The following is a 25,282-nucleotide window of genomic DNA, read 5'->3' on the forward strand; positions in this document are numbered from 1 at the left end:
GGGCCACTGGTCAGTCTCTGCCCGTCGGCGAGAGTTGAGGGACACATCTCCAGATTTCTCCCTCGCCCCGTTCACCGGGCTCGATCCAGAAGTGGACGAACCTCTACGAGTCCATGACGATGATCACCTCGAGCACCCGTGGGCCGTGCACGCCCTCGACCCGGTTGAGCTCGATGTCGCTCGTCGCGCTCGGCCCGCTGATCATGGTCAGCGGACGGTCCGCCTGCAGCCTGGCCAGCATCTCCGGCACGTCGGGCACGACGGCGCTCTGCGCCACCACGCACAGGTGGTAGTCCGGGACCAGCGTGAGCGCCCGTCGGCCCTGGTCGGGTGAGGCGTCCAGCACCAGGGTGCCGGTCTCCGCGGCCGCCACCGCGCAGCCGGTGACGGTGCCGCCCAGCTGGTCGAGCGCGGCCACCGACAACGGCGCCTCCGCGCTGTCCCGGTGCAGCTCGGCGCTCACCTCGGCCGTCCACGCCGGCGGCAGACCCGGCGGTACGACCAGCGTGGTCAGCCCCCGATCGGCCACCGCCGCGGCCACCGTGGTGGCCAGCTCGGCCTGCGTGCTGGTCCGCACCAGTGCCTTGTAGTCCTCGAGCCGGTCGACCAGCAGCTCGACCACGTCGTCCATCGACCGGTTGGGCTGATCGCGGTAGGAGCGGTCGACGTCGGCGTACGCGGGCGCCACCGAGGGCGGCGCGAGCTCGTGCGCCCGCGCGATCCGGGCCAGGATCTCCTGTCGGGCGCTCATCGCTGTCCCCCCTCGTGCTCGGCGGTCCACCAGTCGCGGAAGCTCTGCGTCGGTGGGCGCGGGATGTCCCGCGACTGCGTCCAGGCGTCGGCCAGCGGCAACGGGATCGGCCCGATCACCCCGCGCTTGCGTCCGAGCACCCGGCCGGCCCGTGCCCCGCGGACCGCCGCGCTCCAGCGCTTGTCGTTGCTCATCACCCAGGACGCGGCCTTCATGATCGCGCTCTCCGCACTCGGCAGCCGGTGCTCGGCCCGGTGGGTCTCCACGTGCGCGTTCCGCAGGTGCACCAGCATCGAGGGGATGTCGATCTTCACCGGGCAGGCGTCGTAGCAGGCGCCGCACAGCGAGCTGGCGTACGGCAGCGAGGCGTTGTCCTCGACCCCGGTCAGCTGCGGCGACAGGACCGCCCCGATCGGACCCGGGTAGACCGACCCGTACGCGTGCCCGCCGGCCCGCTCGTAGACCGGGCAGACGTTGAGGCACGCGCTGCAGCGGATGCAGTTGAGCGCGTCCCGGCCGTGGGCGTCGGACAGCACCGCGGTGCGGCCGTTGTCGAGCAGCACCAGATGGAACTCCTGCGGACCGTCGCCGGGGGTGACCCCGGTCCACATCGACGTGTACGGGTTCATCCGCTCCCCGGTGGAGGACCGGGGCAGGAGCTGCAGGAACACCTCGAGATCTGTCCAGCGGGGCACCAGCTTCTCGATCCCCATCACGGTGATCAGGGTCTCGGGCAGCGTCAGGCACATCCGGCCGTTGCCCTCGGACTCGACCACCCCGAGGGTGCCCGTCTCGGCGATGCCGAAGTTGGCGCCGCTGATGGCGACCCGGGCGGACAGGAACTTCCGGCGCAGGTGCTGCCGCGCGGCGGCGGCCAGCACGGCCGGCTCGTCGGTGAGCTCGGGGTCGACGTCCGCCATCTCACGCAGGAAGATCTCGCGGATCTCCGAGCGGTTGCGGTGGATCGCCGGGACCAGGATGTGCGACGGCTTGTCGTGCCCCAGCTGGACGATCAGCTCGGCCAGGTCGGTCTCGTAGGCCGCGATCCCCTGGCTCTCCAGGTGCTCGTTCAGCCCGATCTCCTGGGTTGCCATCGACTTGACCTTGACCACCTCGTCGGCACCGGTGGCCCGGACCAGCCGGGTGACGATCTCGTTGGCCTCGGTCGCGTCGCGGGCCCAGTGCACGGTGCCGCCGCGGGCCGTCACCTTCTCCTCCAGCTGCAGGAGATAGGTCTCCAGATCGCCCATGGTGTGGCGCTTGAGCTGGCTGCCGGCCTCGCGCAGCGCCTCCCAGCCGGCGACCTCACCGACCACCTGGGCCCGCTTGGTCCGGATCGTCTGGGTCGCGTGGCCGAGATTGGCGCGGAGCTGGCCGTTGGCCAGCGCCCGGCGGGCCGCCACCGGGAACGTCTCGTCCCCGCGGAGGTTGCCCACGCCGCGGGGCGAGGTGGGCAGGGCGGGCATGCCCAGCAGCACCGGTTCACTCATGGGACCCCTCCAGCTCCGTCGGCGTCAGCGCCGGCAGGTCGTCCTTGGTCTGGGCGAGGATCTCGGCCAGGTGCAGCGCGCGGGTGCCGCTGCGCAGGCGGGTCAGACCGCCACCGATGTGCATCAGGCAGGAGGAGTCACCGGCGGAGCAGAACTCGGCCCCGGTGTCGAGCACGTTGCGCATCTTGTCGGCGAGCATCGCCGTCGAGGTGTCGGCGTTCTTCACCGCGAAGGTGCCACCGAAACCGCAGCACTGGTCCGCCTCCGGCAGCTCGACCAGGCGCAGCGCCTCGACCTCGCGCAGCAGCTGGAGCGGCTTCTCCCCAACCCGCAGCATCCGCAGCGAGTGACAGGTCGGGTGGTAGGTCACCGTGTGCGGGAAGTAGGCGCCGACGTCGGTGACGCCGAGCACGTCGACCAGCAGCTCCGACAGCTCGTACGTCCGGTGGCCCACCGCCTCGGCGTCCTCGGCCAGGGCGGCGCTGCCGTAGGTGGAGGCGACCAGGCCGTGCTGGTGGCGTACCGAGCCGACGCAGGAGCCCGACGGCGCCACGATCACGTCGTACGGCTCGAAGGTGCGCACGTAGCGCTCCACCAGCGGCAGCGCCTCCCGCTGGTAGCCGGTGTTGACGTGCATCTGACCGCAGCAGGTCTGCTGGTCGGGGAACACGACCTGGTGACCGAGGCGCTCGAGCAGCCGGACGGTGGCCCGGCCCACCTGCGGGAACATGGTGTCGGCCAGGCAGGTGACGAACAGCGCGATCCTCACGGGATCACCGGGACCATCCACGACAGGACCGTCGCCTGGAGGATGACCAGCACCGTGAAGCCGGCGAGCAGCAGCAGGCTCCACCCGATCAGCTTGCGGAAGATGTCGCCCTCCTTGCCGCTCATGCCCACCGCAGCGGCGGCCACGGCCAGGTTCTGCGGGGACAGCATCTTGCCCAGCACGCCGGCGGAGGAGTTGGTGGTGGCCATCAGCACCGGCGACAGACCGATCTGGTTGGCCGCCGTCACCTGGAGCAGACCGAAGAGGGAGTTCGAGGAGGTGTCGGAACCGGTGATCGCGACGCCCAGCCAGCCCAGCACGGGAGAGAACACGACGAAGAGCATGCCAGCCGACGCGAGGGCGTTGCCGAGGGTGGCGGTCTGGCCGGAGAGGTTCATCACGAAGGACAGACCCAGCACCGCCATCACGGTGACGATGGTGAAGCGCAGCTTGACCAGGGTGTCCCGGTAGGCGGTCAGCGCCGCCTTCAGCTTGATCCGGTAGAGCGCACAGGTGACCAGCCCGGCCAGCAGCAGCAGGGTGCCGGTGCCCTTGAGGTGGTCCAGCTTGAACGTCTGCGCCGACGCGGGCTTGCCGGCGGCGTTCACCACGTCCAGTCCGGGCCAGCGGAACGTGGTCGACCCGATGTGGCTGAGGCCCGCCTTGATCACGGGGATCTGGCTGAGGGAGAAGATCACGATGATGATCACGTACGGGGCCACGGCCATCCAGGTCCGGTGACCGCTGGCGGCGGGCGGCGAGCCGGCGGGGACCGACGCAGAACCGGTCGGGGTCGTGGTGACGGTCGACACCGAGGTGCCGCCGGAGGCGCCGGCGCTGCTCGCACCCGAGCGCTCCGGGGCCAGCGCGGCGTCCAGGTCCTCCGAGGCGTCCAGCGGCACGGCGTTGGCCGGTTTCCAGAACCGCAGCATGATCAGCACGACGACCACGGTCGCGATGGCGGCCACGATGTCGGTGATCTCCACGGTGATGAAGTTGGAGGTGACGAACTGGGCCAGGCCGAAGGTGGCACCGGCGACCAGGGCCACCGGCCAGGTCTGCTTGATGCCGCGCTTGCCGTCGACCAGGAAGACCAGGATCAGCGGCACGAACAGGGCCACGAACGGCGTCTGGCGGCCCGCCATCGACGACAGCGTGTGCAGGTCGATGCCGGTGACCGCGCTCAGGGTGATGATCGGCGCCCCCATCGCGCCGAACGCCACCGGTGCGGTGTTGGCCAGCAGCGACACGATGGCCGCCTTGAACGGCTTCATCCCCGCCGCGATCAGCATGGCCGCGGAGATGGCCACCGGCGCCCCGAATCCGGCCAACGACTCCAGCAGGGCCCCGAAGCAGAAGGCGATCAGGATGGCCAGGATGCGCTGGTCGTCGGAGATGGCCCGGATCCGGGCTCCCAGGACCTCGAACCAGCCGGTCACCACGGTGAGCTGGTAGACCCAGAGCGCGTTGATCAGGATCCACAGGATCGGGAACAGACCGTAGAACATGCCCTCCGTGGTGGCCGCCAGCGTCTGGCCCACCGGCATCTGCCAGACCAGGGTGGCGAGCAGCGCCGAGGACGCCAGTCCGGCCAGCGCCGCCTTCCACGCCTTGACGCGGAGGACGCCGAGGAGCACGAACAGCAGCACCAGGGGCAGGGCAGCGACCAGCGCTGACAGAGCGAGCGAACCCGCGACCGGGGACAGCAGCTGTTGGAACATCAGGCTCCTCGAGAACTCGACGCTGAGTAGAACGGAATGCGATCTGGTCTGATTTTTCAGCAAGTGGTCTGAATGAGCAAGAGATCTGGTTCGACGTATTGGCAACCTGGGTCACAACCGCGGGCCACCGGACCCGTCGACGCGAAGGGGTGCTCTCGTGGTGGCACGCGTGACAGTGCTGTCGGTGGTCGACGCAATCGCCGACGACCTCCGCAACGAGATCCTCCGCGGCGAGCTGGTGCCCGGGGACCCGTTGACCGAGGCCGAGGTCTCGGAGCGCTACGACGTGGCTCGCGCCACCGCCAAGGCGGCCATCGAGCGCCTGGTCGCGGAGTCCGTGCTGGAGCGACGGACCCACAAGACCGCGCGCGTGGTGAAGCTCGGTCCTGACGAGGTGCGGGACATCTACCGGGCCCGCGCCTACCTGGAGGCGGAGGTGCTACGCCAGCTCGCCGCCGCCCGTACGGTGCCGGACGACGCGGTCGCCGCCAACGCCGAGTTCGAGCGCCTCGGCGACGTGTCCAGCTTCGAGATCATCGGGCCGGACATGCACTTCCACACCGCGCTGGTTGACGCCCTGGGCAACACCCGGACCAGCCGGATGTATCGCACCCTGGTCAGCGAGGTGACGCTCTGTCTGGCCCAGGTGCACGGCCGCCAGCTGGTGAAGCCGACGCTGCTGCACGCCGAGCACGCCGAGATCCTGACCCGACTACGAGCGGGCGACGCGGACGGAGCCACCCTCTTGTTGGCCGAGCACCTGGGACGGGCGCGGGAGCGGCTGGCCGAGGCGCTCGGCGGCCAGGCCGGGCCGGAAGCCACCACCCCCTCCAGCCTGGGACTGGCCGACTGAGGCCTGCTCGCCGGAGAAGGGCTTCTAGGGAAGAATCAGCGCCGAAGTTCCCTCGCCCTCACACTGGCCGAGTCAGGACCTTACCGCTCCCCTGGCAGGACATCGCCATCCAGACAGCCCGCCGCAGCCCGGATCATCGGACCACCTACCTCCACGAGATCCGCAGGCATCGTGATCCAGCACGACCAAGCCAGCACCACAGCCACTTTCATGTTCGACAACTTCGGCGACAGTGGCGTTGCAGACCCTCGTCCGTTCGTGGGCGGCCGAATGTCTCGCCCAGATGTGCGTATTCCTCGCCGGCCAAGTGCTTCACGAAACCCAGTGAGGTCAATGCCCGCTGGTCCCATCGGGGCGCCGCCGCAGGTCCTGTCCCCGACAAACCGTCAAGGGCGACCAGCACCGCCGCTCGAGGGCTCGCGGCCGAAACCACAGGTCATGGCGTCAGCCCAGCCACCGGGCTTGACCCACCGCGCACTTCACCAGCGTGCCGCACCGACGAATGGTCCCTGATGTCATCGGCGATCCCGTCAGCGGTCTGCGACTTCGGCCAGAACGTCAGCAAGCTCGACAGGGCGGGTGATCATAGGCCAGTGACCAGAGTCGATATCGACCAACTCGACACGTGCGGAAGCAGCTAGTTCGGTCCCCACGATCCACTCCTGCGCCTCGGCAGGGGTGAACTCCAACCAACCGGCGGCTTGCCGATCATGTCGCGGACTTCAATTTGGTCTATAGCGAGCATGCCCGCCGCAACCTGTTGGGTGAAGGTCTGGCGCCGCGGCGCATCTTGCTGACCGGCTCCCCGATGCGGGAGGTGCTCGACTTCTACCGTCCCGACATCGACGCCTCGGACATCCTTGATCGACTGGATCTCAACGACCGCCGCTACTTCCTGGTCAGCGCGCACCGGGAGGAGAACGTGGATTCGCCTGCGCGATTGCTGCAACTCCTCCAATGTCTGGTGGCGGTGCGAGACGCCTTCGGATTGCCGTGCCTGGTGTCCACCCATCCACGGACGCGGAAGCGACTGGATGCCTTCGCCACAGACATCGGACTCGACAACATCATCTTCCACGAGCCGTTCGGCTTCCACGACTACAACAAGTTGCAACTCCACGCCGCTTGTGTGCTCTCGGATTCCGGCACCATCGCCGAGGAATCCACCATCCTCGGTTTTCCGGCCGTCACGCTGCGGGATTCCATCGAACGACCCGAGGCGCTCGACACCGGCGGAATCATGATGACCGGGCTGGATCCCGATAACGCACTGCTCGCCGTGCGGACGTGCATCTTGGAAGATCCCGAACAGAGGATGACGACTTTGCCCAGTTGCTACGACATCTCCAACACATCGGAGCGAGTCGTGAAATTCATGGTCTCGACGGCGATGCGGAGCAACACCTGGCACGGCATCCGCTCCACATGACCGACACCCCTTGGATCAGAAAGCGGCAGGAAACAGACGAGCGCATCTCGAAGATCCGGGTTCTTGTCACCTATCCGTTCTTGCCGCACTATCGGCTGGGCGTGTTTCGCGCCCTAGAGGACCTTGCCGACTTCGACTTCGAGTTTGCCGCCGACGAAGAATCGGTGGCAGGCATCCTCATCATTGACCACCACGAGTTGAAGAAGCGCGCCCACCTACGCAATGTTCGACTCGGACGAATCCTTTGGCAAATAGGGGCCGTATCCGAGGCGGCTCGTCGGCGACACGACGCCTATATCTATGTCGGCGACGCATCTATCACGAGCACCTGGATCGCAGCGGTGATCGCGAGAGTGAACAAACGACCGGTGTTGTTCTGGACGATCGGTTGGCACCGGCCGGAGACTGGTGCGAAGCGGGTCATCCGATTGACCTTCTATCGTCTCGCCGACAGGCTACTTCTCTACGGCCACATCGGCAGGCAGATCGGCCTCGGGTGCGGATATCCGGAGCGAAAGATGTCCGTCATCGGCAACAGCGTGACGAGTCTGTCCGGAGATGTGAACGAGACCAGCGGTATCGAGTCGATCAGTCAACTGCCGCGGGGCCGCGCCATGGTCGGCGCGGTGATCCGACTGACTCCCCAGAAACGACTCGACCTGCTCATACAAGCGGTCGCCGTCATCTCGAGATCTCACCGACCCGTCAGCGTGCTCCTGGTGGGCGACGGACCGGAGAAGGAGCGACTCCGTCGGCTGGCCACGACACTCGGTGTTGATCTGCATCTCATCGGCCCGCTGTACACGGACGAGGCCATTGCATCGGTCTACCGGCACATGTCCGTCACCGTCGTACCCGCGGCGATCGGCCTCACGGCAATTCAGAGCCTCAGCCACGGCGTCCCGGTGATCAGCGACGACGATCGCTATGCGCAGATGCCCGAATGGGAGGCAATAATCGAGGGGGTCACCGGCGGTACGTACCGATCTGGTGACGTGAGCTCGCTGGCGACGACCATCACGTCGTGGTTGGACAGGATGGAGTCGGAGGCGGCCGACGTGCGTTCTGACTGCCGACGCGAGGTCGACGCTCGCTGGACTCCGCAGGCTCAAGCAGGACGCATCGCCGCCGCTCTCCTCGAGCTTCTTCCGACAGGCGGGAGTCGATGACGGATCGAACAGCGGAGTCCGTCGGCGCTCCCCAGAGCCGTCAGACCTTGCTTTGCCTTGCGCTGGTTGTCACCGGATTGGGCAACCTGGTGATGCCGGCCACCGTGGATCAGTTCCTTCCGATCAACTACATCGCCCTGACGTCATTCATTCTCGCCTTGGCCATTATGGTGCACCTTCGACGTGTCGCAGAGCATGTCGTTCGCACGCCCAGCCTGGTCGTCTTTGTCGCATTGACAATTCCTGGGATGGTCGCCGCACCCCTCAACCAATATGGGACAACCAAGACGGTCGCCATCGCACTCGCCCTGATCATGATCCTCGCCGCATCGGCATTTCGGGATCCGCGTCGAAGTACGCTGATGACCATCGCCTTGATCTACGTGCTTGGCCTGCTTACCGCCGCAGCGCTCATGCTCTTCGGGCAGTACAACATTTATGGGCGCCTGAGCCTGTTCGAGTTGAATCCGATCGGAATCGGCCGAGTGTGCGCCTTGGTTCCGATCATCTCCGTGGGCTGGCTGCTGCTCGGTCGGACGAGGTCCCTCCTCAGGAGCGGGCTTCACGTGGCTGCGCTGCTGCTCGCACTCAGCGCGGCAGTCGCGACCGGTAGCCGAGGACCCTTGGTGGCCGCGATAGCCGGCGTCGGCGTGATCGCGCTCGTCGCGATGCGACACCGGGGATCCAGGGTGTGGGCCATCATCCTCGTCGGCGGCATCGTTGTGAGCGTCAGCTACGTGGTCGAGCACTTGCCCAGGTTTCCTGGGCTGCAACGACTCGAACTCGCTTCCGACTCCGGCAGAGTCGATCTCATTCAGCAATCACTCGCGGCCTTCATGACCCATCCGATGGGCGTCGGGTGGGGAAATCTCGGGCAGTATGTGGTGGGGTTCTCCCGGCCGGACAGATACACGTTCTACCCGCACAATATTCTCATCGAGATGGCCGTCGAAGGCGGCGTTCTAGCTATTTCGGGATTCTTGCTCCTCCTGATCACTGCCTTCATCCGAGTTCTCCGTTCGACCGCTCGCGCCATCGACCGGCGGCTGGCCGACTGCGAGGACGGCCCTGAGGATCTGATCGCACCCGCCCTTGTGCTCGCACTTCTCACGGCATCCGTCGTCAATGCTCAGTTCTCGAGCGACATCGTGGGAAATCGCCTCCTGTGGGTGATGATCGGCCTCGCCCTGGTTTCACCCGCGTTCGGCCAAGGGCACAGTTTTGAAGAGAAGGAGTTCAGGGGTGGGTTCCGTGCTCATCGCAGAAGAGCGCCACAGCGGCCATCTGCTGCAATACGTCCGCATCCTGGTCGAGCGCGCGCTCCATTACGGAGAGCACGTCCACGTGGCCCTCAGCGCGGCCACCCTGACGACACCTGAGTATCAGCTACATCTGTCCGAGCTCGCTTCAAGGATCTCGATCCATGTGCTGACTGCACCACTGACGCCGAGCCGACTGCTGAAGCTCGCCGACACCATCGGCGCCGACCATATTGTCGTGCCGCACGGCGACGAACTCGCGGTCAGGTTCGCGCGTGGGCCTCGTGTTGCGAAGGGCCGCGTCGTGACCCTCCTCATCATGCGCGATCCCCGGTGGGAGCTCCCGACGACACCATCTCGAACGATTCGAGGTCTGGCCAAGCTCTCATTCACGGCACTTTCGCGTCTCGGCAGTCGCGTCCGGATCGTCTGGCTACGTGAGCCGCTACACGTCGCCGCCAAGGGGGAATCTTTCGCGGTCGACCCGTTCATCAGCTATGCATCTGAGGAGCAGATCACAGCTGAGTCCGCCCTGCTTCGGGATACCTGGCCGACAGCGGCCCACTGGTTCGTGATCACCGGAGGAATCACGCCGTGGAAGAATCTCCCGCTGGTGTTGGAGGCATTCGCACGAATGGACGAGGAGAAGCGTGCGCGCTGCGGCTTGGCCGTTATCGGTCCAATACGACACGATTCAGGGGTGTCAAGCGGCAGTCTGCGCGAGAGCGCAGAGGCAATGGGGCTCACCTGCGTGGTGGATGACCGGCTGCTGACAAACGATGAGATCAACGTCGTGGTGGCGGCCGCCGATACCGTGATCATGGCCTATTCAACACATTCACCGAACTCGACCTTGGGCAAGGCGTATGTGTTGGGCACGTCGATCGTGGCGGCTGGCTCCCGGTCGATCCATCGCTTCGTACGCAACGTGGGCTTCGATCTGGTGAGCCCACTCGAGGTGAACGCTATTGCCGAGAATTTGACCTTGGCCATGGACCGGGCTGCGCCACCGCGCCATCCCGGAGCACTCTCAGCGATCGAGTTCGCGGATCAGCTTCTGGACCGAAGCTGTCGACGACGGTGAACCGTGGCCGACGCGGAGGGATCGCCAGTGGCTTCAGCGTCGTTCTTCTGTCCGGCGTGGGTTCGTCACTGCTCAGCAGTCTCGCGATCATTCTGGTCATTCGCGCACTTGCCCCCGAGGAATGGGGCCAAGCCGCGGTCCTGATGAGCGTCGGCCAGCTCCTTGGCGCAGTCTTGAGCTTCGGTACTCCCATTGAACGAATCCGTCGGTATGCCCGCACGGAGCCAGGCATCCTCCCCGAAGTGGCGACGCTGGACGCGCTGGTCAGGATCGGCACCGGCGCAGTCGTCCTCCTGATCGGGATAGCCACTGTGCCCTTCTCGGCGGACGCGAGCAGCGTGCTGCTGGCGGCGGCCGGTACGTATGTGAGCCTCGGGGCTCCCAATCATCTCGTGGGTGCCAGGCGGTTCCTGGCCGCGGGCACCGTCACGCTGGCTGAAAAGGGCATCCTGCTGGGCTCGGTCCTGGTGGCGATTGCCACTGGCCGGGTGATGGTGACCACGCTTCCGGCTCTGATCGGCATGGCCGGTCTTCTCGCCGGCGTACTGAGTCTGCTCTGGCTCAGGCCTCGTTGGCGATCGCTGCCGCTTCGACAGTCGCTGGCAGCGATGCCCAGGCAGTGGGCGCAATCCTTCGACCTGGGAGTTGCCAGCCTTGCCCCGTCGATGCTGCTTCTGGACGTGACGATCGTGCTGCTCGTCGCCGGCCAGGTCCAGGCGGGCATTTTCGGAGTGGCCACGAAACTGACGTCGCCACTGACCGTGGCGGCGTCCGCGATCGCATCGGTCCTGCTGCCGTACTATTCACGCGGAACCGTGCCGACGGCAAGAATCGGGCGAGCCTCCGTCGTGGGCACCATCGGGGCCATGAGTGCCGCTCTCCTGCTGATCGCGACGACCGCCACCTGGTGGGTCCCGGCAGTCTTCGGTGCGGCGTACGAGGCAGCGTCGACGCCTGTTTGTCTTTACGTGCTCAACGCCGGATTCGTTTTCGTGACGCGTGCCGCGGCTGCGACTCTTCAAGCCTGGAACGATGACAAGTTCGTTGCGAGAGCAATACTGGTCCAGTGCCTGACAGCTCTTGTCGGCATCGCGTTGGGTGCTCACTGGGCGGCCGCAACGGGCGCCGCGATGTCTTTGGTCTCGACGAATCTGTTCTTGAGTCTGGTGCTGCTGCGACGCGTGCTGCGAGTCAGATCCACCCATTCATGAATACGAGGGCCGTCTGCCCGGGGCGGCCAACGCCAACTCGAGCCGGCTGGGATCGGCTGCCAGGTCCTCGGGCGCCAAGCCCTGCACAGGCACGTGGGTGATCAGCGGGTGACAACGCCGAATGCCGTACTCACCGGCACTGAACAGTGCCTCGTGCAGCTTCTCACCGTGCCTCAAGCCGGTGAAGGTGATCTCGATCTCCTTGCCGGACTGGGAAACCAGACGCCGGGCCACGTCGAGGATCCGAACCGGCTCCCCCATGTCGAAGACCAGCACCTCCCCGGCCTCGCCGATCGCCCCGGCCTGGATCACCAGCTGGCAGGCTTCCGGAACCGTCATGAAATAGCGGGTGATGTCCGGGTGGGTCACGGTCACCGGACCACCTCGGCGGATCTGTTCCATGAAGGAGTGCAGCACCGAACCACGACTCCCGAGGACGTTGCCGAACCGGACGGAGATATAGGTCCCGTGCGCGTTGGCGCTGTACCACGCCGTCAAACGTTCAGCGGTCCGCTTCGTCCGACCCAGGGTGCAGCTGGGGTCGGCGGCCTTGTCGGTCGACACATTGACGAAGTGGACGCAGCCGACCTTGCGCGCCGCCTCCAACACGTTCAGCGTCCCTTGGACATTGGTCTTCCAGCCCTCTTCTGGATACTGCTCCAACATCGGCAGGTGCTTCAGTGCGGCGGCGTGGAACACCACCTCCGGACGATGCAACGCGAAGACTTCCTCGATCACCTGGGCGTCGCGGATGTCGGCCAGCACCACGTCGGGGGTGTCCAGTAGACCTTTGCCATAGATCGACAACTGGACGGCGTGCAGCGCCGACTCGTCGCGATCGAGCATCACCAGCTCTTTCGGTCCGAACCGGTGCACCTGTCGTGCCAACTCGGATCCGATCGACCCGCCCGCGCCGGTGATCAGTACCACCCGATTGTTGAGATAGTCGGCGATCTCGGCCACGTCGGTGTGAATCTGCCGACGACCGAGAAGATCCTCCATGTCCACCTCGCGAATGTCGCTGAGATGGACCTTTCGGCCAACCATCTCGTCCACCCGGGGGCAGCACCAGGAACCTCAGTCCCGCCGCCTCGACTAGTGAGGCGATCTCACGGACCAGCTCCGGCCCGGCATCGCTGATCGCCAGGATCACCGTCGTGGCGCCACGGCGCTCGGCTTCGGCGACCAGCTTCGAGCGCTCGCCGACGACCGGAACCCCCAGCAATCGCAGATAGCGCTTGCTGCGGTCGTCGTCTATCAGACCGACGACGTGGAAGGGCGGATCCGCCTCCATCCGCAACAGCCGAACGAGCTGGTGTCCAGCATCGCCCGCACCGTAGATCAGCACTCGCTCGGCCTGTGTGTTGCCGCGAGTACCGGCGCGCGTGACGTACGCCCGATATCCCCACCGCCCGGCAGCCATCAGCAGCAACGCGACCGGCGGAGTCAGCACGGCCGCCGCACGGGGAAAGACGTGGGTGCCGACGATGCCGAGGAAGATCACCCCGAGCAGCATCGAGACGAGCAGTGTGGAGGTGGCCAGACCAAGGGTCTCGTCGAAGCTGGCCGTCTTGTACCGCCCGCGGTACAGCATCATGAGCGCACCGATGATCACCTGCAGCACGCAGGCCAGCAACGCGTACTGGACGACAGCGATGTGCTGCACGTCGCTCAAGTTGAAGTTATAGCGGGAGCCGACCACGGCGGCCACAGCAAGGAGCCAGCTCGCGCAGTCCCACAGGACACGCACGAATTGACGCAGCAGCGGCCGATCACTCAGCACGACTGGGGGCTCCCCTCTTCGGCACTGCCCCCGCAGCGCTGCCTCAAACCGGTTGGTCCTGGTTTGGTTTGCGCGCCATAGTAGCGAGATAGGCCGGGCTCCAGTCAAATTGGCACCAGGCTGTCACGTTCCTTCGCTCCTGCGCATTCTGGGTTGCTACGATCGCCTGAGCACTGGTGCAGCGACCCAGCTAGGGCCGTGCACTCGGGAGCAGTGCGATCCCGCCCGCACCAGCATCCCCGAATTCGAGTCCGTATGCATCTGCGCTCTGTCCAGCCGAGCCGACCATGGTGAGCACGGAGTCTGACGACGGTCGACCTCCGCTGCGACGTCGACGCCGCGTGGTGCTCCCGATCATCCTGGTTGGCGTTGCCCTGGCGGTGGTCGGTGCGCTGGCGGTTGGTTCCGTCTACGCGCTGCGGGTGGATTCGGCAGTCAACCAGAACTTGCGACGGGTCGACGACCTGCCGGCGCAAGTACCCGCCGACCCGTCCGAAGCGCCACGGCCAGCGAAGAATTCCAACAGCCAGGCGGTCAACTACGTCTTGATCGGATCTGACAGCAGGGACATCAGCAACGCCGGGGCGGGTCGAAGCGATGCCTTGATGGTGCTGCACCTGACCGGGGACCGTCGGGCCGCGTACCTGATTTCCTTCCCGCGCGATATGTATGTGCCGATCCCCGGTCACGGAAAGGACAAGATCAACGCCGCGTTCGCTTACGGCGGCACCGCCCTGACCATCCGCACACTCGAAGGCTTGCTGGATGTCCGGATGGACCATGTCGCGGTGATCGACTTCGACGGGTTCGTCGGATTGACCGAGGATCTAGGTGGGGTCACCGTCTTCAACGAGCACCCCTCGGTCTCGGGCGGCTGGGCATTTCCGCTCGGAAAGGTCACGATTCGCGGCGAGCAAGCGTTGGCGTACGTCCGGGAACGCAAGCAACTGCCTGGCGGCGATCTCGACCGTTCACAGCGACAGCGCGCGGTCGTCGCCGCGATCATCGGCAAGGGACTGAGTCGGCAGGTGATCACTGACCCAGATCAGTTCATCCGCTTCGCCGGGGGTGCCGCCCGCCACATTACCGTCGACCGACAGCTGAACGAGCGCGAGCTGCGGTCCACGGCGCTGTCGCTGCGGCTGACGCCGGATGATCTTCACCTGATCCAGGCGCCGATCCGTGGCTTCGGCACCTCGCCGACCAAGCAGAGCATCGACCTCGTTGACCAGGCCAAGCTGGACGAACTGGCAGCAGCGATGCATGACGATCGGATGGCTGACTACCGGACCAAGTACCCGGAGGGATGAGGAACAGTCCCGGCGCTGGCACTGTTGGTGATGGAGCAACCCAGCGAACAGGAGCAAGCGATGTTGTTCTCCCAGCAGAAGGTCACCATGATCGATCCCGCCCGCGCCCTGCGCGGACGTGATCACTCGGTCTTGAAGGAGCCCACCTTCCACGAGGTCTTCGGCATCCCGGTCACCTCGGTCCCGAAGGGCTCGGAGGTCATCTATCTCGGTCTCGGCTGCTTCTGGGGTGCAGAGAAGCTCTACTGGAACACCCCTGGGGTGACCAACACCGCCTCGGGCTACGCGGGCGGGTTCACTCCGAACCCGACCTACGAGGAGGTTTGCAGCGCGCGGACCGGTCACGCCGAGGTCGTCAAGGTCGTCTACGACCCGAGCAAGACTGATGTCGAGCAGCTGCTCAAGGTGTTCTTCGAGAACCACGACCCGACCACGGGCATGCGGCAGGGCAACGACATCGGGACGCAATACCGCTCGGTGATCTACACCACGACGCCCGCTCAGCTGGAGGCCGCGACCAAGACCAGGGACGCGTTCCAGATCGAGTTCACCCGCGCCGGCTATCGGGCGATCACCACCGAGATCGCCCCGATCGAGGAGTTCTACTACGCCGAGGACTACCACCAGCAGTATCTGGACCGGAACCCGTTTGGTTACTGCCCGGTGCACGCCACCGGAGTGACCTGCAACCCTTGAGCGGCCGTCCACGCTGTTTCAACATCAAACCGGGCGCGTGGCGTCGCTGAGCGACCTGCTCACTCATCCGGATGATCAGCCGACGCGGCCCCAGACATCGAACAGCCCACAGAAACGACCTGATCAAGGAGGCGGCTCTGGGCTCAGGGCGTGGCAGCGCCGGTGAGCACTCGCAGCTCCGGCACCGTTCTGGCGAGTCGCTCAAGAATGCCGCGGCAGTGCAGACAGGCGGCGAAGTGCCCACCGGGCCCAGCCCGAACGGTGGCGACGCCGCCGACTCTGCCGCCGGTAAGAAGCGCGTCGTTGACGGCGAGTATCTCCGCGTGTGTGCCAGGGAGGGATCCGGCGTACGAACGCCCGCCGCCTGGAGTCGTCCCGACGCCCGGGAGCTCAAGCCCCCCACCGACATATTCCTGGATTGCGTGTCTCATGCGTGGATCGAGACCCGAAGACCCACCGTGCTGCCGATATGCGCGTTCCAGCCACGATACGTATCGAGCTGGGTCGCTCACCCGCAGCACCGATGCGTCGGCAGGACCCTCCAGAATCTCGAGGTCGCGCAGACGCCGTGTGACCCGGCGCTGCGCATCGCCGGAATAGAGGTTGTCCCGGATATGAGGCCCCGACGCACCTCGGGCCGCCGCCGTCGCGGGGTTGCCGCCGCCGCCCGACCGGACGGCCTCGGCATAGTCGGTCAGTGTGTCGGTTTCGCTGCGTAGGGGGCCACGGCCGACCGACGTCGGGACCTCCCCCGGGACCTCGGGAAGCCAGCCGTGGGTGAAGTCATCATCGAGCCCTTCTGCCGTATAGCCGCGCAGTCGCGGACGACCGCGCGTTTCGGGGACCTCAGGAGTCGGGAGACGGCGCAGTCGGCGAGCGACCGCCTCAGCCAGCCGCGCCAGCCTCGGAAACCGCCTGAGGATGGGCAGCAGCCGCGCGGACAGCCGCGCGAAGACCGCAGCGGCGGCGAGTTCGGGTAGACCGATGAAGGAACAGATCGTGTACACGATCGCCGGTCCCACGATCTCGCCGACGCGGTAGGTGAACTCGAAGACTCCCGCGCGCGAGAGGCGCACGAGCTCGGCACCCCAGCCGCGGCCGATCTCTTCACCGATGATCCGGCCGGCCTCCCGGCCCTCAGGTGATACGACCACCTCCAGGATCGCGGCCGCTTGGGTAAGGATCTCGTCGATATTGACGACCAACTCGTAGGCGCCGCGGATCGACTCGACGACATCCGAGCCGATCCCTACCGCCGTGCCCGCGAGAAAGACCGGCGGGAACACCGCATTCAGGATCGTGCTCTCGAGCATCCGCTGGGCAAGGTCCTCGGCAGCCTGCGGACTCACCGAGGAAGACACGCCGAGATAGAGCCCGCGTACGAGCCCGTCGACGGAGTTCATCACGTGTGCCAACGGTTCGAGGAGTGGACTGACAGCCTGGCCCGCTATCGGCAGCAGGATGCCGGGACCGCGCATCCCGTACGGCCCACGCCGTGGCGAGCTCAGTGCCCGCAGCGTCCGTGACGGATCCTCGTGCGGCGCGGAGGGCCGAGGCCGGTCGGCGGCGCCAAGAAGGGTCTGCAGTCGCTCCCGGGGGAGGATCGGGGAGAGGACCTCAGTCACCGGAACCAGATTGTCCGGGTCGGTGAGATCCACCCCACGCAACTCGGCCACGACAGCGTCGTAGAGACCTGCCTGGCTGTACGGCATCAGGGAGAGTCGGCGCAGCTGATCGAGGTGATCGTCCAGCCGCGGATCGCGGACGCGCTGCACCGTCGGCTGGGACGCGGGACCGCGCGCCCTTGCACCGGTGCCGGCGAGAAGCAGCAGTGCCGCCTGATTGCCAGCGATCCGCTGCACGCTGAGCAGGTCAATGCCACGTGACCTGCCGACCTGGACCCAGCCGGCGGATGGGGCGGTGGTCTGCACTGCCGGAGCCTGGACGCCCTGCGCGCACCCGTCGCCGGGCCGCGCAACAGCCGCGACATGCGGTCCAGCCTGGTCGCGCACAACGTCGTAGGGCGATCCGGTCATGTCGTCTCCCTTGCCGGCTCACCGAGTCAGCAGATCTCAAGACTCCCACTCCACGCCGCTGAGCCGCATCGCATGGGTGCAGCCTTGTGGGAATCCGAGGCTGCCCGATAGGGAAACGAGTCCAACTGGTCACGAAAGGCGACCGCAGGCGTTCCTTGCCAAGCAGCACTACGGTGACTATTCGGAATCCCTTCGGCTACTGCCCGGTGCACGCCGGGGTGACCTGCGGCTGAGTCGCCTCAGCCTCGATCCACTCAAATCACCGGTTCATCGACTTGCCGGTGAGCTTGCGCCAGACGAGGCCGGCCGGCACCCGCTCGCCGAGCAGCACGTACATGGCGGTCGCGTCCACGATCATGGTGCCCTCCAGCTCCCGTCGCTCCGATCCGGCACCGGCGAAGAGCAGCTGGTCATCGGGTTCCAACACCAGGTCGAGCGTCGGGGTGAGGGTCGCCTCCCCACCGCGAAGCAACAGCAACGGCACCACGTGCAGCTGCCGCTCCCGGCCCTCCGGGTTGCGCAGCAGGTCGCCGAGGGTGACCTTCCGCTGGGCCAGCCAGCCATGCAACGCCGGGGCCTGACGGTCGTTCAGTGTCACGGTCCACAGTGCGGGCAACTCCTCACCGCAGTGGATCAGCAACTGTTGCACGATCTCGGCCGACCAGGCGTCGCCCTGCCGGGGAATGCCCTGGATGAAACGCCACAGCAGCGGAGTGCTGACCTGCGCGTAGACCTCATGGGCGACGACCTCGGTCGGCACCAGGAGCGCGTCCAACTTCATCGCCTCGAACAGCGCTGCGCTGGCGGGCCGGTTCTGCCTCGCCGCCAGGAACAGGTTCGGGTTGATCCTTCGGGCATTGGCCAGCATCGACAGATTCGTCGTGTCGTCGTCGGTGCCGGCAACCAGCCCGACCGCGGTGTCCAGGTCGGCCTTGGCGAGCACGCTCTCCGTGGCGGCATCGCCGATGATCACCTCCGAGCCGTGACCGGCCCCTTCGGCGCTGTCGATGATCGTCACCTCCAGACCCGCTGCGCGCAGGTCGGAGGTCAGTTCGTGCCCGAATCGTCCGTACCCGCACATCACCCAGCGCCCCACCGCCGGCGGTGCGCCGCGCGTCGGCACCGCGGCGCCTGGACCTGCTTCCAGCCAGGTCAGCAGCTGGTACGAGGCCGGCGCATGCAGCGCCAGCTGCAGGTGGTCGCCGAAGCGGTCGAAGGGATTCACGATCGACGGCGACCCGAAGGCCTCCATCCGTCGGGCGACGCTGGCCGACACCGTACGAGCGATCACCGGGAGATCCGGCCGGATCAGCGTCGCGGCGATCGTCACCGCCAGGTTCGTGTGGTCGTCGTTGGTGAGGGCGAGGACTCCCATGCAGTGCGGATGGGACAGACCGGCGATGTTGAGGTGGTGGGGGTTGGAGGCATCGGTGGCCAGGCCCGGGATGTCGGCATGGTAGGACTCCAGTTCGAGTGCGTCGATCCGGTCCTCGGAGTGGTCGATGACCACGACCTGCTGACCGAGCGCGTCGAAGGCCTTCACCAACAGCTCACCGGCGCGGCCGTAGCCGGCGACCAGGAGGAACGGCGACCGCAGCCGAGCGACCTTGCGAGTGAAGCGCTGGAGGGCCAGGGCATAGCGAAACGCCCGGTCCTGGAGGAGGGTCAGCAACGAGCCGATGGCGTACGCCCAGCCGACCACGGACAGATAGATCGAGAACGTCACCCAGAGCCGCTGCGCAGCCGTGAACTCCCAGGGCAGCTCACCGAAGCCGATCGTCGTCGCCGTGTAGCTCATGAAGTAGAAGGCGTCGAACAGGGTCATCCGCGCCTGCTCGCCGTCGTCGTTGACCCCGGGGATGAGAGCCAGGCCGAGGACACTGATGCTGAAGATCACGATCAGGACGATCAGCGGTCGGCGCATCCGCCGCATGATCAAGAAGATGGTCGCCGTCGCCCGGTCGGCGAACTCCAGGTGCGTCCGGGAGACGGCTGCGTCCTGCCGTCGACGGGAGCCGAAGAGCTGCTGCCAGAAGATCAGCAACGGGCTGCCCATGGCCTGTGTCCTCAGCTGCGGTGGAAGGTGATGGTCTCGGTGAGCAGCAGGACGACCGACACCAGGTTGGCCAGCAGCGCGCCACCGGACAGCGACACGACGCTGGCGAGGTGCCCTGGGGTCAGGCCCTCCGCGACCACCTGGGTAGCCCAGATCCAGACGACGAAGGCCGCGATCAGCTGGAGATCGGCCACCAGGCTGGTGGCCAGATGGACCGCACCGAGCTGGGTCCGATCGCCGAACTTCAGCACCGTGGTGATCAGGCTGACCACGATCGCGGCGAAGAGTTCGAAGACGTTGTGCTGCGCGGGGTCAGTGAGGGGACCGATGAAGAACCCGAAGTTGAGAGTCGCGGCAAGCAGCACGAAGAAGCCGAAGATCACCTTCTCGAGGTTCATACTGTTCCGTCCCGGCCGGGGCTCAGCCTGGTCCACCACCCATTCTTACTGGGGTCACCCTACTGGGGTCACTCGTTCACCACGGGTAGCGGCGCCGTCAGCCTCCCCAGCAGTCCGTCTGGCTGGGCGGAGAGCAGTGCCGGTCAAAGGGGCACCGGTCAGAGGGCGCCGGAGGCAAAGGTGTCGCAGGTGTTCGGGTCCCCGGAGTTGAAGCCCTGCATCAGCCACTTCTGCCGCTGCTCCGCCGAGCCGTGCGTCCAGCTCTCCGGCCGCACCTGACCCTGCATCCGCTTCTGGATCCGGTCATCGCCGACCGCCGCAGCCGCGTCGACGGCGCGTCGGAGGTCGTCGCGGGTGACCTCGGCGATCGGGCTCTGCGGGTCGTTGGCCGCGTGCTTGAGCCAGACGCCGGCGTAGCAGTCGGCCTGCAGCTCCAGTCGTACGCCGCCGGACTTGGGCCCGGTCTGACCGGCCCCCTGGGACTGCACCTTGCCCATCACCCCGGTCAGGTTCTGGATGTGGTGACCGAACTCGTGAGCGAACACGTACGCCTCCGCAGCGTCGCCGCCCTGGGCGCCGAGCTGGCTGGTCAGCTGGTCGAAGAAGGCCGTGTCCAGATAGACCGTGGTGTCGCCCGGACAGTAGAACGGGCCCACTGCCGAGGTTGCGGTGCCGCAGGCGGTCGACACCTGACCCGTGAACGGGATCACCTGGATCTTGCGATAGCCGACGTAAGCCTGCGCCCAGTAGGACTGGATGGAGTTGGTGTACGCCACGAACCGGCAGTCACGGTCGCGGGCGATATCGGCGCCGGTCTTGCACTGCTCGTACGTGGACGCCTGCGAAGCGGGCGCCTGGTCCGACTCAGCCTGCGGACCGGAGGCGCCGAGCAGATCATCGGGGTTGAGGCCGAAGAGCAGCGCGAGGATGAGCACCACTAGCCCAGCACCGCCACCGAGAGCGACCTTGCCGCCACGGCCCCGCCCACCACCGCGGGCGCTGCCCATCTGCGAGGCATCCAGCTGTGCGTTGTCGCGGTATTTCACTGTGCATTCCTCACTCGCTAGGGGTGCTCCTCACAGGCTTGATCGAAGCGTAGACCGGCGGGGCACGTCAGCGGGCGCCCCGGGAATACTGGCGCCGCACGCACGTTGCACCCTTCGATAGTTGAAATGTAAACTTTCACCCTGAGGAGGGTGTTCCATGCAGTTCGGAGTATTCACCGTCGGCGACGTCACCACCGACCCCACCACCGGCCGCACGCCCAGCGAGGGCGAGCGGATCAAGGCGATGGTGACCATCGCCAAGAAGGTCGAGGAGGTGGGCCTGGACGTGTTCGCGACCGGCGAGCACCACAACCCCCCGTTCGTCCCCTCCTCGCCCACCACGATGCTGGGCTACGTCGCCGCGCAGACCGAGCGGATCGTGCTGTCCACCGCGACCACGCTGATCACCACCAATGACCCGGTGAAGATCGCCGAGGACTACGCGATGCTGCAGCACCTGGCCGACGGCCGGGTCGACCTGATGATGGGCCGTGGCAACACCGGCCCGGTCTACCCGTGGTTCGGCAAGGACATCCGCGACGGCATCGAGCTGGCGATCGAGAACTACCACCTGCTGCACCGGCTGTGGCGGGAGGACGTGGTCGACTGGCAGGGCAAGTTCCGTACGCCGCTGGAGTCGTTCACCGCCACTCCGCGGCCGCTGGACGATGTGCCGCCGTTCGTCTGGCACGGCTCGATCCGCAGTCCGGAGATCGCCGAGCAGGCGGCCTACTACGGCGACGGATTCTTCGCCAACCACATCTTCTGGCCGACCTATCACTTCCAGCGGCTGATCAATCTCTATCGCCGTCGCTACGAGCACTACGGGCACGGCCGCGCCGACCAGGCCATCGTCGGACTCGGCGGGCAGGCGTTCATCCGTCCGAAGAGCCAGGACGCGTGGCGGGAGTTCCGGCCGTACTTCGACAACGCTCCCGTCTACGGGCACGGGCCGTCGCTGGAGGAGTTCACCTCGCAGACCCCGCTCACGGTAGGCAGTCCGCAGGAAGTGATCGAGAAGACGCTCACCTTCCGGGAGCATTTCGGCGACTACCAACGCCAGCTGTTCCTCGTCGACCACGCCGGGCTGCCGCTGAAGACGGTGCTCGAGCAGCTGGACCTGTTGGGCGAGGAGGTCGTCCCGGTGCTGCGGCGTGAGCTGGACGCGAAGCGGCCGGCCGATGTGCCGGATGCGCCGACCCATGCGTCGTTGCTGGCCACCAAGTGGGCTGCGGAGAACGCAGCCGGTGTCACCTCGGAAGCCGCCAAGGCGTCGGCGACCGACACCGTCACCGGCCGGGTGGCCGAGCTCGAACAGAGCACCCGATGACGGCCCGAAACGCCTCAGGTCCGCAGAACGTGCAGAGCCAACGGATCGTGGTGTTGACCGCCGGACTCCGCCAGCCATCGTCGTCCCGGCTGCTGGCGGACCGGTTGGCCTCGGCCACCGGTGCGGCCTTGAAGGAGCGGGGTCAGACGCCGGAGATCGAGATCGTCGAGCTGCGGGAGTACGCGCGGGACCTGACCAACCAGCTGCTGACCGGATTCGCGGCGGCCCGGTTGTCACAGCTGATCGAGCGGGTCGTTGCCGCCGATGCGCTGATCGCGGTGTCTCCGATCTTTTCCGGCTCCTTCTCGGGCCTGTTCAAGACGTTCTTCGACGTGTTGGACCCGGAGGTGCTGGTCGGCAAGCCGGTGCTGATCGGCGCCACCGGCGGCACGGCGCGCCATTCGCTCGCCCTCGAATATGCTCTTCGGCCCCTGTTCAGCTACCTTCGCACCGTGGTCGTGCCAACAGCGGTGTATGCGGCATCGGAAGACTGGGGATCAGCCGCTCAGCTGTCCGCCCGGGTCGACCGGGCCGCAGGTGAGCTGGCCGACCTCGTACGCCCCCGGCCGACTGCTCCGGCAGCGCCCGCGGGCGAGCCCGACGAGATCGACGACGGCCTGGTGCCTTTCGAGCGGCTACTGGCCCAATTAGGAGACCAGTGAGCGACATTGTGATCAAGGATCGACCCGAGCTGGAGTACTACCAGATCGATGTCGATGGCACACGTGCCGGCCTGGCCGCGTACGAGATCGAGGGCGACGTGATCGCCTTCACCCACACCGAGGTCGACGACGCGCACGAAGGGCAGGGACTCGGCAGCCGGCTGATCCGGTACGCACTCGACGACGTCCGGGCCCGTGGTCTGAAGGTGCGGCCGGTGTGCCCGTTCGTCAAGACCTGGATCCGTCGACACGAGGACTACCAGGATCTGCTGGTCTGAGCCCTTCTTCGGCACTCCGCTCCAGCTTTCGGACCAGAGCGGCTCAGGGTCTGGTCAGGAGCGAGCGGGTCGGCCAGGACGGGTGGCGTACAACCACCACAGTCCGAGAATCGGCAGCACGAGCGGCACATATCCGTAGCCGCTGCCGTACGCCGACCACACCGTCGCCCGAGGGAAGGCCGCCGGGTCGAGGACACTGAAGGTGCCGATGGTCAGCACGCCGACCAACTCGACCACGATGGCCACGGTCGCGACTCGCCGCGAGGTACGCGTCCCCCGGGCGAGCATGATCGTCGCGATCACGTAGATGACACCCGCCAGGGCCGACAGCAGGTAGGCCAAGGGTGCTTCGTCGAACCGGGTGATGAGCTGTACGGCCGCGCGCGAGCAGGCGGCCAGGGCAAACACGCCGTAGACCGCGACCAGCACCTTGCCGGGCCCCGATCGGGTCGTCCGCTCGGTGACCGGCTGCCCGGACGAGGTCTCCGGGGTCGCGGGGTCTGAGGACGGGGTGCCCCCAGCCGGCGTGGGCGAGGTCATGCCGGGACCCACAGTTGCATCAGCCGCAGCGTCATCACCGAGACGGCGAGTCCGGCCACGGCCAGCACCAGGCCGGAATAGCGGGTGCGCTCGACATTCGCCCAGAACCAGGCAGCCGGGATGAGCACCAGGATCCCGATCAGATAGCCGATCGTGGTGCCGAACTCCTCCGGCCGGAAGCCGCGGGCGATCCCAACGAAACCAACGATCGACTGCACCACCGTGACGATCTCGACCCCGGCCGCGTACAGCAGCTGGGCCTTGTACGGCGGCTGATTCACGGCCGTCGTGAGCAGCCCCCAGATGACCATCCCGCCTGACAGCGCCATCACCACGTACGCCAGGACTGGGACCACGGGAGGAGACTGTACCCGCCTGACCGTGCAGTGGACGGTGTTGCTCGATCTTGTCGGTCTCGCTCGATCTATTGCTGGAGCAAGACCGACAAACCCGAGCAGGTCCAAGGCGGCAGCGGGAGCAGAATTGCGCCATGGGTGATCAGCAACGACCAGCCGGGTGGGGAGACGATGCCCGAGTCCGGCAGTGGATAGCCGGGGCCGAGCAGCGTGAGGCGCAGATGGTCCCGGTGAGCGAGGAACTGTTCGCGGCAGCCGCACTGCAGCCGGGCGAGTCCGTGCTCGACATCGGCTGCGGCACCGGACCGACGACCAGACAGGCCGCCGAACTGGTCGGACCGACCGGCCGAGCGGTCGGCACCGACCTGTCCTCGACCATGATCGAGGCCGCGGGCCGGCTGGCCGCCGAACTGGCCGAGGCCGAGCCTGGTACGCCCCAGCCCGAGTGGCTGGCCGCCGATGCCGAGACCTACGACTTCGGCGCGGCTCAGTACGACGTGGTGATGTCTCGCTTCGGCGTGATGTTCTTCCCCGATCCATGGGCGGCCTTCGCCAACCTGCTGCGATCCACCCGACCGGGCGGCCGGCTGGTCGCTGCGATCTGGCGTACCCGCGAGCACGTGCCACTGTTCGCCATTCCGTATGACACCGCGACCGAGGTGCTCGACGAGCTGGGGATCTCGTACGAACCGGTGTCGGCCTCCGACAACCAGTGCAGCCTCGGCAGTCACGAATCGGTGGTGGCCGTCCTGGAGCCAGCCGGGTGGCGTGACATCGAGACCCATCCGAGCAATCGCACCCTCTACCTGGGCGGCGAGCTGACCCCGGCCGAGGCCGCCCAGTCCGCCCTGGACATCGGCCCGATCCGCGGTGTCCTGGAGGGCCGCTCCGAGGAGATCCGCCAGGCGGTCAGCGCGCGGCTGCGGACCAAATTCGAGCCGTTGTACGACGGCACCGGCATCGTGGTCCCGGCCGGGTTCATGATCGTCACGGCCCGCCGGGCCACGGGCTGAGCCCTATCGCCTTACCGCGCCCGGGCCGACACCGTACGGCAT

General features: G+C 66.7%; 21 protein-coding genes and 2 pseudogenes. 11 read left to right on the forward strand and 12 right to left on the reverse strand.

Annotated features, from left to right (window positions below):
• Positions 1–103: 103 nt before the first annotated feature.
• Genes MLP_RS21415 through MLP_RS21430 form a run of 4 tightly spaced genes read right to left on the reverse strand, consistent with a single transcriptional unit; the run spans position 104 to position 4,731 of the window.
• Positions 104–751 (reverse strand): LutC/YkgG family protein, encoded by a 648-nt coding sequence (locus MLP_RS21415; protein ID WP_013865278.1) that lies wholly within the window; start codon positions 749–751, stop codon positions 104–106.
• On the reverse strand, positions 748–2,241 hold the full coding sequence (locus MLP_RS21420) for a LutB/LldF family L-lactate oxidation iron-sulfur protein (protein ID WP_049804624.1): 1,494 nt from the start codon (positions 2,239–2,241) through the stop codon (positions 748–750). Before MLP_RS21420 ends, MLP_RS21415 begins: the two co-directional genes overlap by 4 nt.
• Entirely contained in the window at positions 2,234–3,010 is a 777-nt protein-coding gene (locus tag MLP_RS21425; protein ID WP_013865280.1) for a (Fe-S)-binding protein, read from the reverse strand. Before MLP_RS21425 ends, MLP_RS21420 begins: the two co-directional genes overlap by 8 nt.
• Positions 3,007–4,731 (reverse strand): L-lactate permease, encoded by a 1,725-nt coding sequence (locus MLP_RS21430; protein ID WP_013865281.1) that lies wholly within the window; start codon positions 4,729–4,731, stop codon positions 3,007–3,009. The genes MLP_RS21425 and MLP_RS21430 overlap by 4 nt, the downstream gene beginning before the upstream one ends.
• A gap of 157 nt (positions 4,732–4,888) precedes the next feature.
• On the opposite strand from MLP_RS21430, the gene MLP_RS21435 reads away from it, so the two are divergent.
• The 5 genes and pseudogenes from MLP_RS21435 (at position 4,889) to MLP_RS21460 (ending at position 11,736) form a co-directional block, all read left to right on the forward strand.
• Positions 4,889–5,584: a GntR family transcriptional regulator gene (locus MLP_RS21435; RefSeq protein ID WP_013865282.1), complete on the forward strand. Its 696-nt coding sequence runs from the start codon at positions 4,889–4,891 to the stop codon at positions 5,582–5,584.
• Between the two features lie 700 nt (positions 5,585–6,284).
• Positions 6,285–7,013: pseudogene (locus tag MLP_RS21440) on the forward strand (UDP-N-acetyl glucosamine 2-epimerase); the annotation flags it as partial.
• Positions 7,010–8,182, forward strand: coding sequence for a glycosyltransferase family 4 protein (locus tag MLP_RS21445; RefSeq protein WP_013865285.1), 1,173 nt, complete (start codon positions 7,010–7,012; stop codon positions 8,180–8,182). The pseudogene MLP_RS21440 and the gene MLP_RS21445, both read left to right, overlap by 4 nt.
• Positions 8,179–9,561: an O-antigen ligase family protein gene (locus MLP_RS21450; RefSeq protein WP_013865286.1), complete on the forward strand. Its 1,383-nt coding sequence runs from the start codon at positions 8,179–8,181 to the stop codon at positions 9,559–9,561. The genes MLP_RS21445 and MLP_RS21450 overlap by 4 nt, the downstream gene beginning before the upstream one ends.
• Positions 9,562–10,581: 1,020 nt before the next feature.
• Positions 10,582–11,736, forward strand: a complete 1,155-nt coding sequence (locus MLP_RS21460; protein WP_156821252.1) for a lipopolysaccharide biosynthesis protein — start codon at positions 10,582–10,584, stop codon at positions 11,734–11,736.
• Here MLP_RS21460 and MLP_RS27600 read toward each other — a convergent pair.
• Complete coding sequence (locus tag MLP_RS27600; RefSeq protein ID WP_197536454.1) at positions 11,731–12,783, reverse strand: polysaccharide biosynthesis protein; 1,053 nt, start codon at positions 12,781–12,783, stop codon at positions 11,731–11,733. The genes MLP_RS21460 and MLP_RS27600 overlap by 6 nt on opposite strands.
• A gap of 100 nt (positions 12,784–12,883) precedes the next feature.
• A pseudogene (locus MLP_RS29570) lies at positions 12,884–13,333 on the reverse strand (nucleoside-diphosphate sugar epimerase/dehydratase); the annotation flags it as partial.
• A 476-nt stretch (positions 13,334–13,809) separates the two neighbouring features.
• On the opposite strand from MLP_RS29570, the gene MLP_RS21470 reads away from it, so the two are divergent.
• Positions 13,810–14,829 (forward strand): LCP family protein, encoded by a 1,020-nt coding sequence (locus MLP_RS21470; RefSeq protein ID WP_172641613.1) that lies wholly within the window; start codon positions 13,810–13,812, stop codon positions 14,827–14,829.
• A 60-nt stretch (positions 14,830–14,889) separates the two neighbouring features.
• Entirely contained in the window at positions 14,890–15,525 is a 636-nt protein-coding gene (gene msrA, locus MLP_RS21475; protein ID WP_013865292.1) for a peptide-methionine (S)-S-oxide reductase MsrA, read from the forward strand.
• Between the two features lie 143 nt (positions 15,526–15,668).
• Here msrA and MLP_RS21480 read toward each other — a convergent pair whose 3' ends face one another.
• From MLP_RS21480 to ypfJ, 4 genes are all read right to left on the reverse strand, one after another.
• Entirely contained in the window at positions 15,669–17,561 is a 1,893-nt protein-coding gene (locus MLP_RS21480; RefSeq protein WP_013865293.1) for a hypothetical protein, read from the reverse strand.
• Between the two features lie 259 nt (positions 17,562–17,820).
• Entirely contained in the window at positions 17,821–19,617 is a 1,797-nt protein-coding gene (locus MLP_RS21485; protein ID WP_013865294.1) for an NAD-binding protein, read from the reverse strand.
• Positions 19,618–19,628: 11 nt separating this feature from the next.
• Complete coding sequence (locus tag MLP_RS21490) at positions 19,629–20,015, reverse strand: DUF6394 family protein (protein WP_013865295.1); 387 nt, start codon at positions 20,013–20,015, stop codon at positions 19,629–19,631.
• A gap of 158 nt (positions 20,016–20,173) precedes the next feature.
• Complete coding sequence (gene ypfJ / locus MLP_RS21495; protein ID WP_013865296.1) at positions 20,174–21,061, reverse strand: KPN_02809 family neutral zinc metallopeptidase; 888 nt, start codon at positions 21,059–21,061, stop codon at positions 20,174–20,176.
• Positions 21,062–21,218: 157 nt separating this feature from the next.
• Here ypfJ and MLP_RS21500 point away from each other — a divergent pair, with 157 nt between their 5' ends.
• From MLP_RS21500 to MLP_RS21510, 3 genes are read left to right on the forward strand one after another with little or no spacing between them, the layout of a single operon-like run.
• A complete protein-coding gene (locus MLP_RS21500; protein WP_013865297.1) occupies positions 21,219–22,391 on the forward strand; it encodes an LLM class flavin-dependent oxidoreductase in 1,173 nt (390 codons plus the stop codon).
• Entirely contained in the window at positions 22,388–23,053 is a 666-nt protein-coding gene (locus MLP_RS21505; RefSeq protein ID WP_049804626.1) for an FMN reductase, read from the forward strand. The genes MLP_RS21500 and MLP_RS21505 overlap by 4 nt, the downstream gene beginning before the upstream one ends.
• Complete coding sequence (locus MLP_RS21510; RefSeq protein WP_013865299.1) at positions 23,050–23,331, forward strand: GNAT family N-acetyltransferase; 282 nt, start codon at positions 23,050–23,052, stop codon at positions 23,329–23,331. The genes MLP_RS21505 and MLP_RS21510 overlap by 4 nt, the downstream gene beginning before the upstream one ends.
• A 54-nt stretch (positions 23,332–23,385) precedes the next feature.
• Here MLP_RS21510 and MLP_RS21515 read toward each other — a convergent pair whose 3' ends face one another.
• Both MLP_RS21515 and MLP_RS21520 read right to left on the reverse strand, forming a co-directional pair.
• On the reverse strand, positions 23,386–23,871 hold the full coding sequence (locus MLP_RS21515; protein ID WP_013865300.1) for a hypothetical protein: 486 nt from the start codon (positions 23,869–23,871) through the stop codon (positions 23,386–23,388).
• Positions 23,868–24,227, reverse strand: coding sequence for a hypothetical protein (locus MLP_RS21520; RefSeq protein ID WP_013865301.1), 360 nt, complete (start codon positions 24,225–24,227; stop codon positions 23,868–23,870). The genes MLP_RS21515 and MLP_RS21520 overlap by 4 nt, the downstream gene beginning before the upstream one ends.
• Before the next feature lie 134 nt (positions 24,228–24,361).
• On the opposite strand from MLP_RS21520, the gene MLP_RS26755 reads away from it, so the two are divergent.
• Positions 24,362–25,240, forward strand: coding sequence for a class I SAM-dependent methyltransferase (locus MLP_RS26755; RefSeq protein ID WP_013865303.1), 879 nt, complete (start codon positions 24,362–24,364; stop codon positions 25,238–25,240).
• Positions 25,241–25,282: the final 42 nt, after the last annotated feature.

The organism is Microlunatus phosphovorus NM-1 (genome assembly GCF_000270245.1).
GTDB classification, from domain to species: Bacteria; Actinomycetota; Actinomycetes; order Propionibacteriales; family Propionibacteriaceae; genus Microlunatus; species Microlunatus phosphovorus.

Excerpts from the sequence above, each read along its gene's own strand:
- MLP_RS26755 (WP_013865303.1), top strand. The coding sequence starts at position 24,362 with ATGGGTGATCAGCAACGACCAGCCGGGTGGGGAGACGATGCCCGAGTC.
- MLP_RS21450 (WP_013865286.1), top strand. The coding sequence starts at position 8,179 with ATGACGGATCGAACAGCGGAGTCCGTCGGCGCTCCCCAGAGCCGTCAG.
- MLP_RS21430 (WP_013865281.1), bottom strand. The coding sequence starts at position 4,731 with ATGTTCCAACAGCTGCTGTCCCCGGTCGCGGGTTCGCTCGCTCTGTCA.
- MLP_RS21480 (WP_013865293.1), bottom strand. The coding sequence starts at position 17,561 with ATGACCGGATCGCCCTACGACGTTGTGCGCGACCAGGCTGGACCGCAT.
- MLP_RS21515 (WP_013865300.1), bottom strand. The coding sequence starts at position 23,871 with ATGACCTCGCCCACGCCGGCTGGGGGCACCCCGTCCTCAGACCCCGCG.
- MLP_RS21505 (WP_049804626.1), top strand. The coding sequence starts at position 22,388 with ATGACGGCCCGAAACGCCTCAGGTCCGCAGAACGTGCAGAGCCAACGG.
- MLP_RS21420 (WP_049804624.1), bottom strand. The coding sequence starts at position 2,241 with ATGAGTGAACCGGTGCTGCTGGGCATGCCCGCCCTGCCCACCTCGCCC.
- MLP_RS21490 (WP_013865295.1), bottom strand. The coding sequence starts at position 20,015 with ATGAACCTCGAGAAGGTGATCTTCGGCTTCTTCGTGCTGCTTGCCGCG.
- MLP_RS27600 (WP_197536454.1), bottom strand. The coding sequence starts at position 12,783 with ATGGTTGGCCGAAAGGTCCATCTCAGCGACATTCGCGAGGTGGACATG.
- MLP_RS21485 (WP_013865294.1), bottom strand. The coding sequence starts at position 19,617 with ATGGGCAGCCCGTTGCTGATCTTCTGGCAGCAGCTCTTCGGCTCCCGT.
- MLP_RS21500 (WP_013865297.1), top strand. The coding sequence starts at position 21,219 with ATGCAGTTCGGAGTATTCACCGTCGGCGACGTCACCACCGACCCCACC.
- MLP_RS21415 (WP_013865278.1), bottom strand. The coding sequence starts at position 751 with ATGAGCGCCCGACAGGAGATCCTGGCCCGGATCGCGCGGGCGCACGAG.
- msrA (WP_013865292.1), top strand. The coding sequence starts at position 14,890 with ATGTTGTTCTCCCAGCAGAAGGTCACCATGATCGATCCCGCCCGCGCC.
- MLP_RS21445 (WP_013865285.1), top strand. The coding sequence starts at position 7,010 with ATGACCGACACCCCTTGGATCAGAAAGCGGCAGGAAACAGACGAGCGC.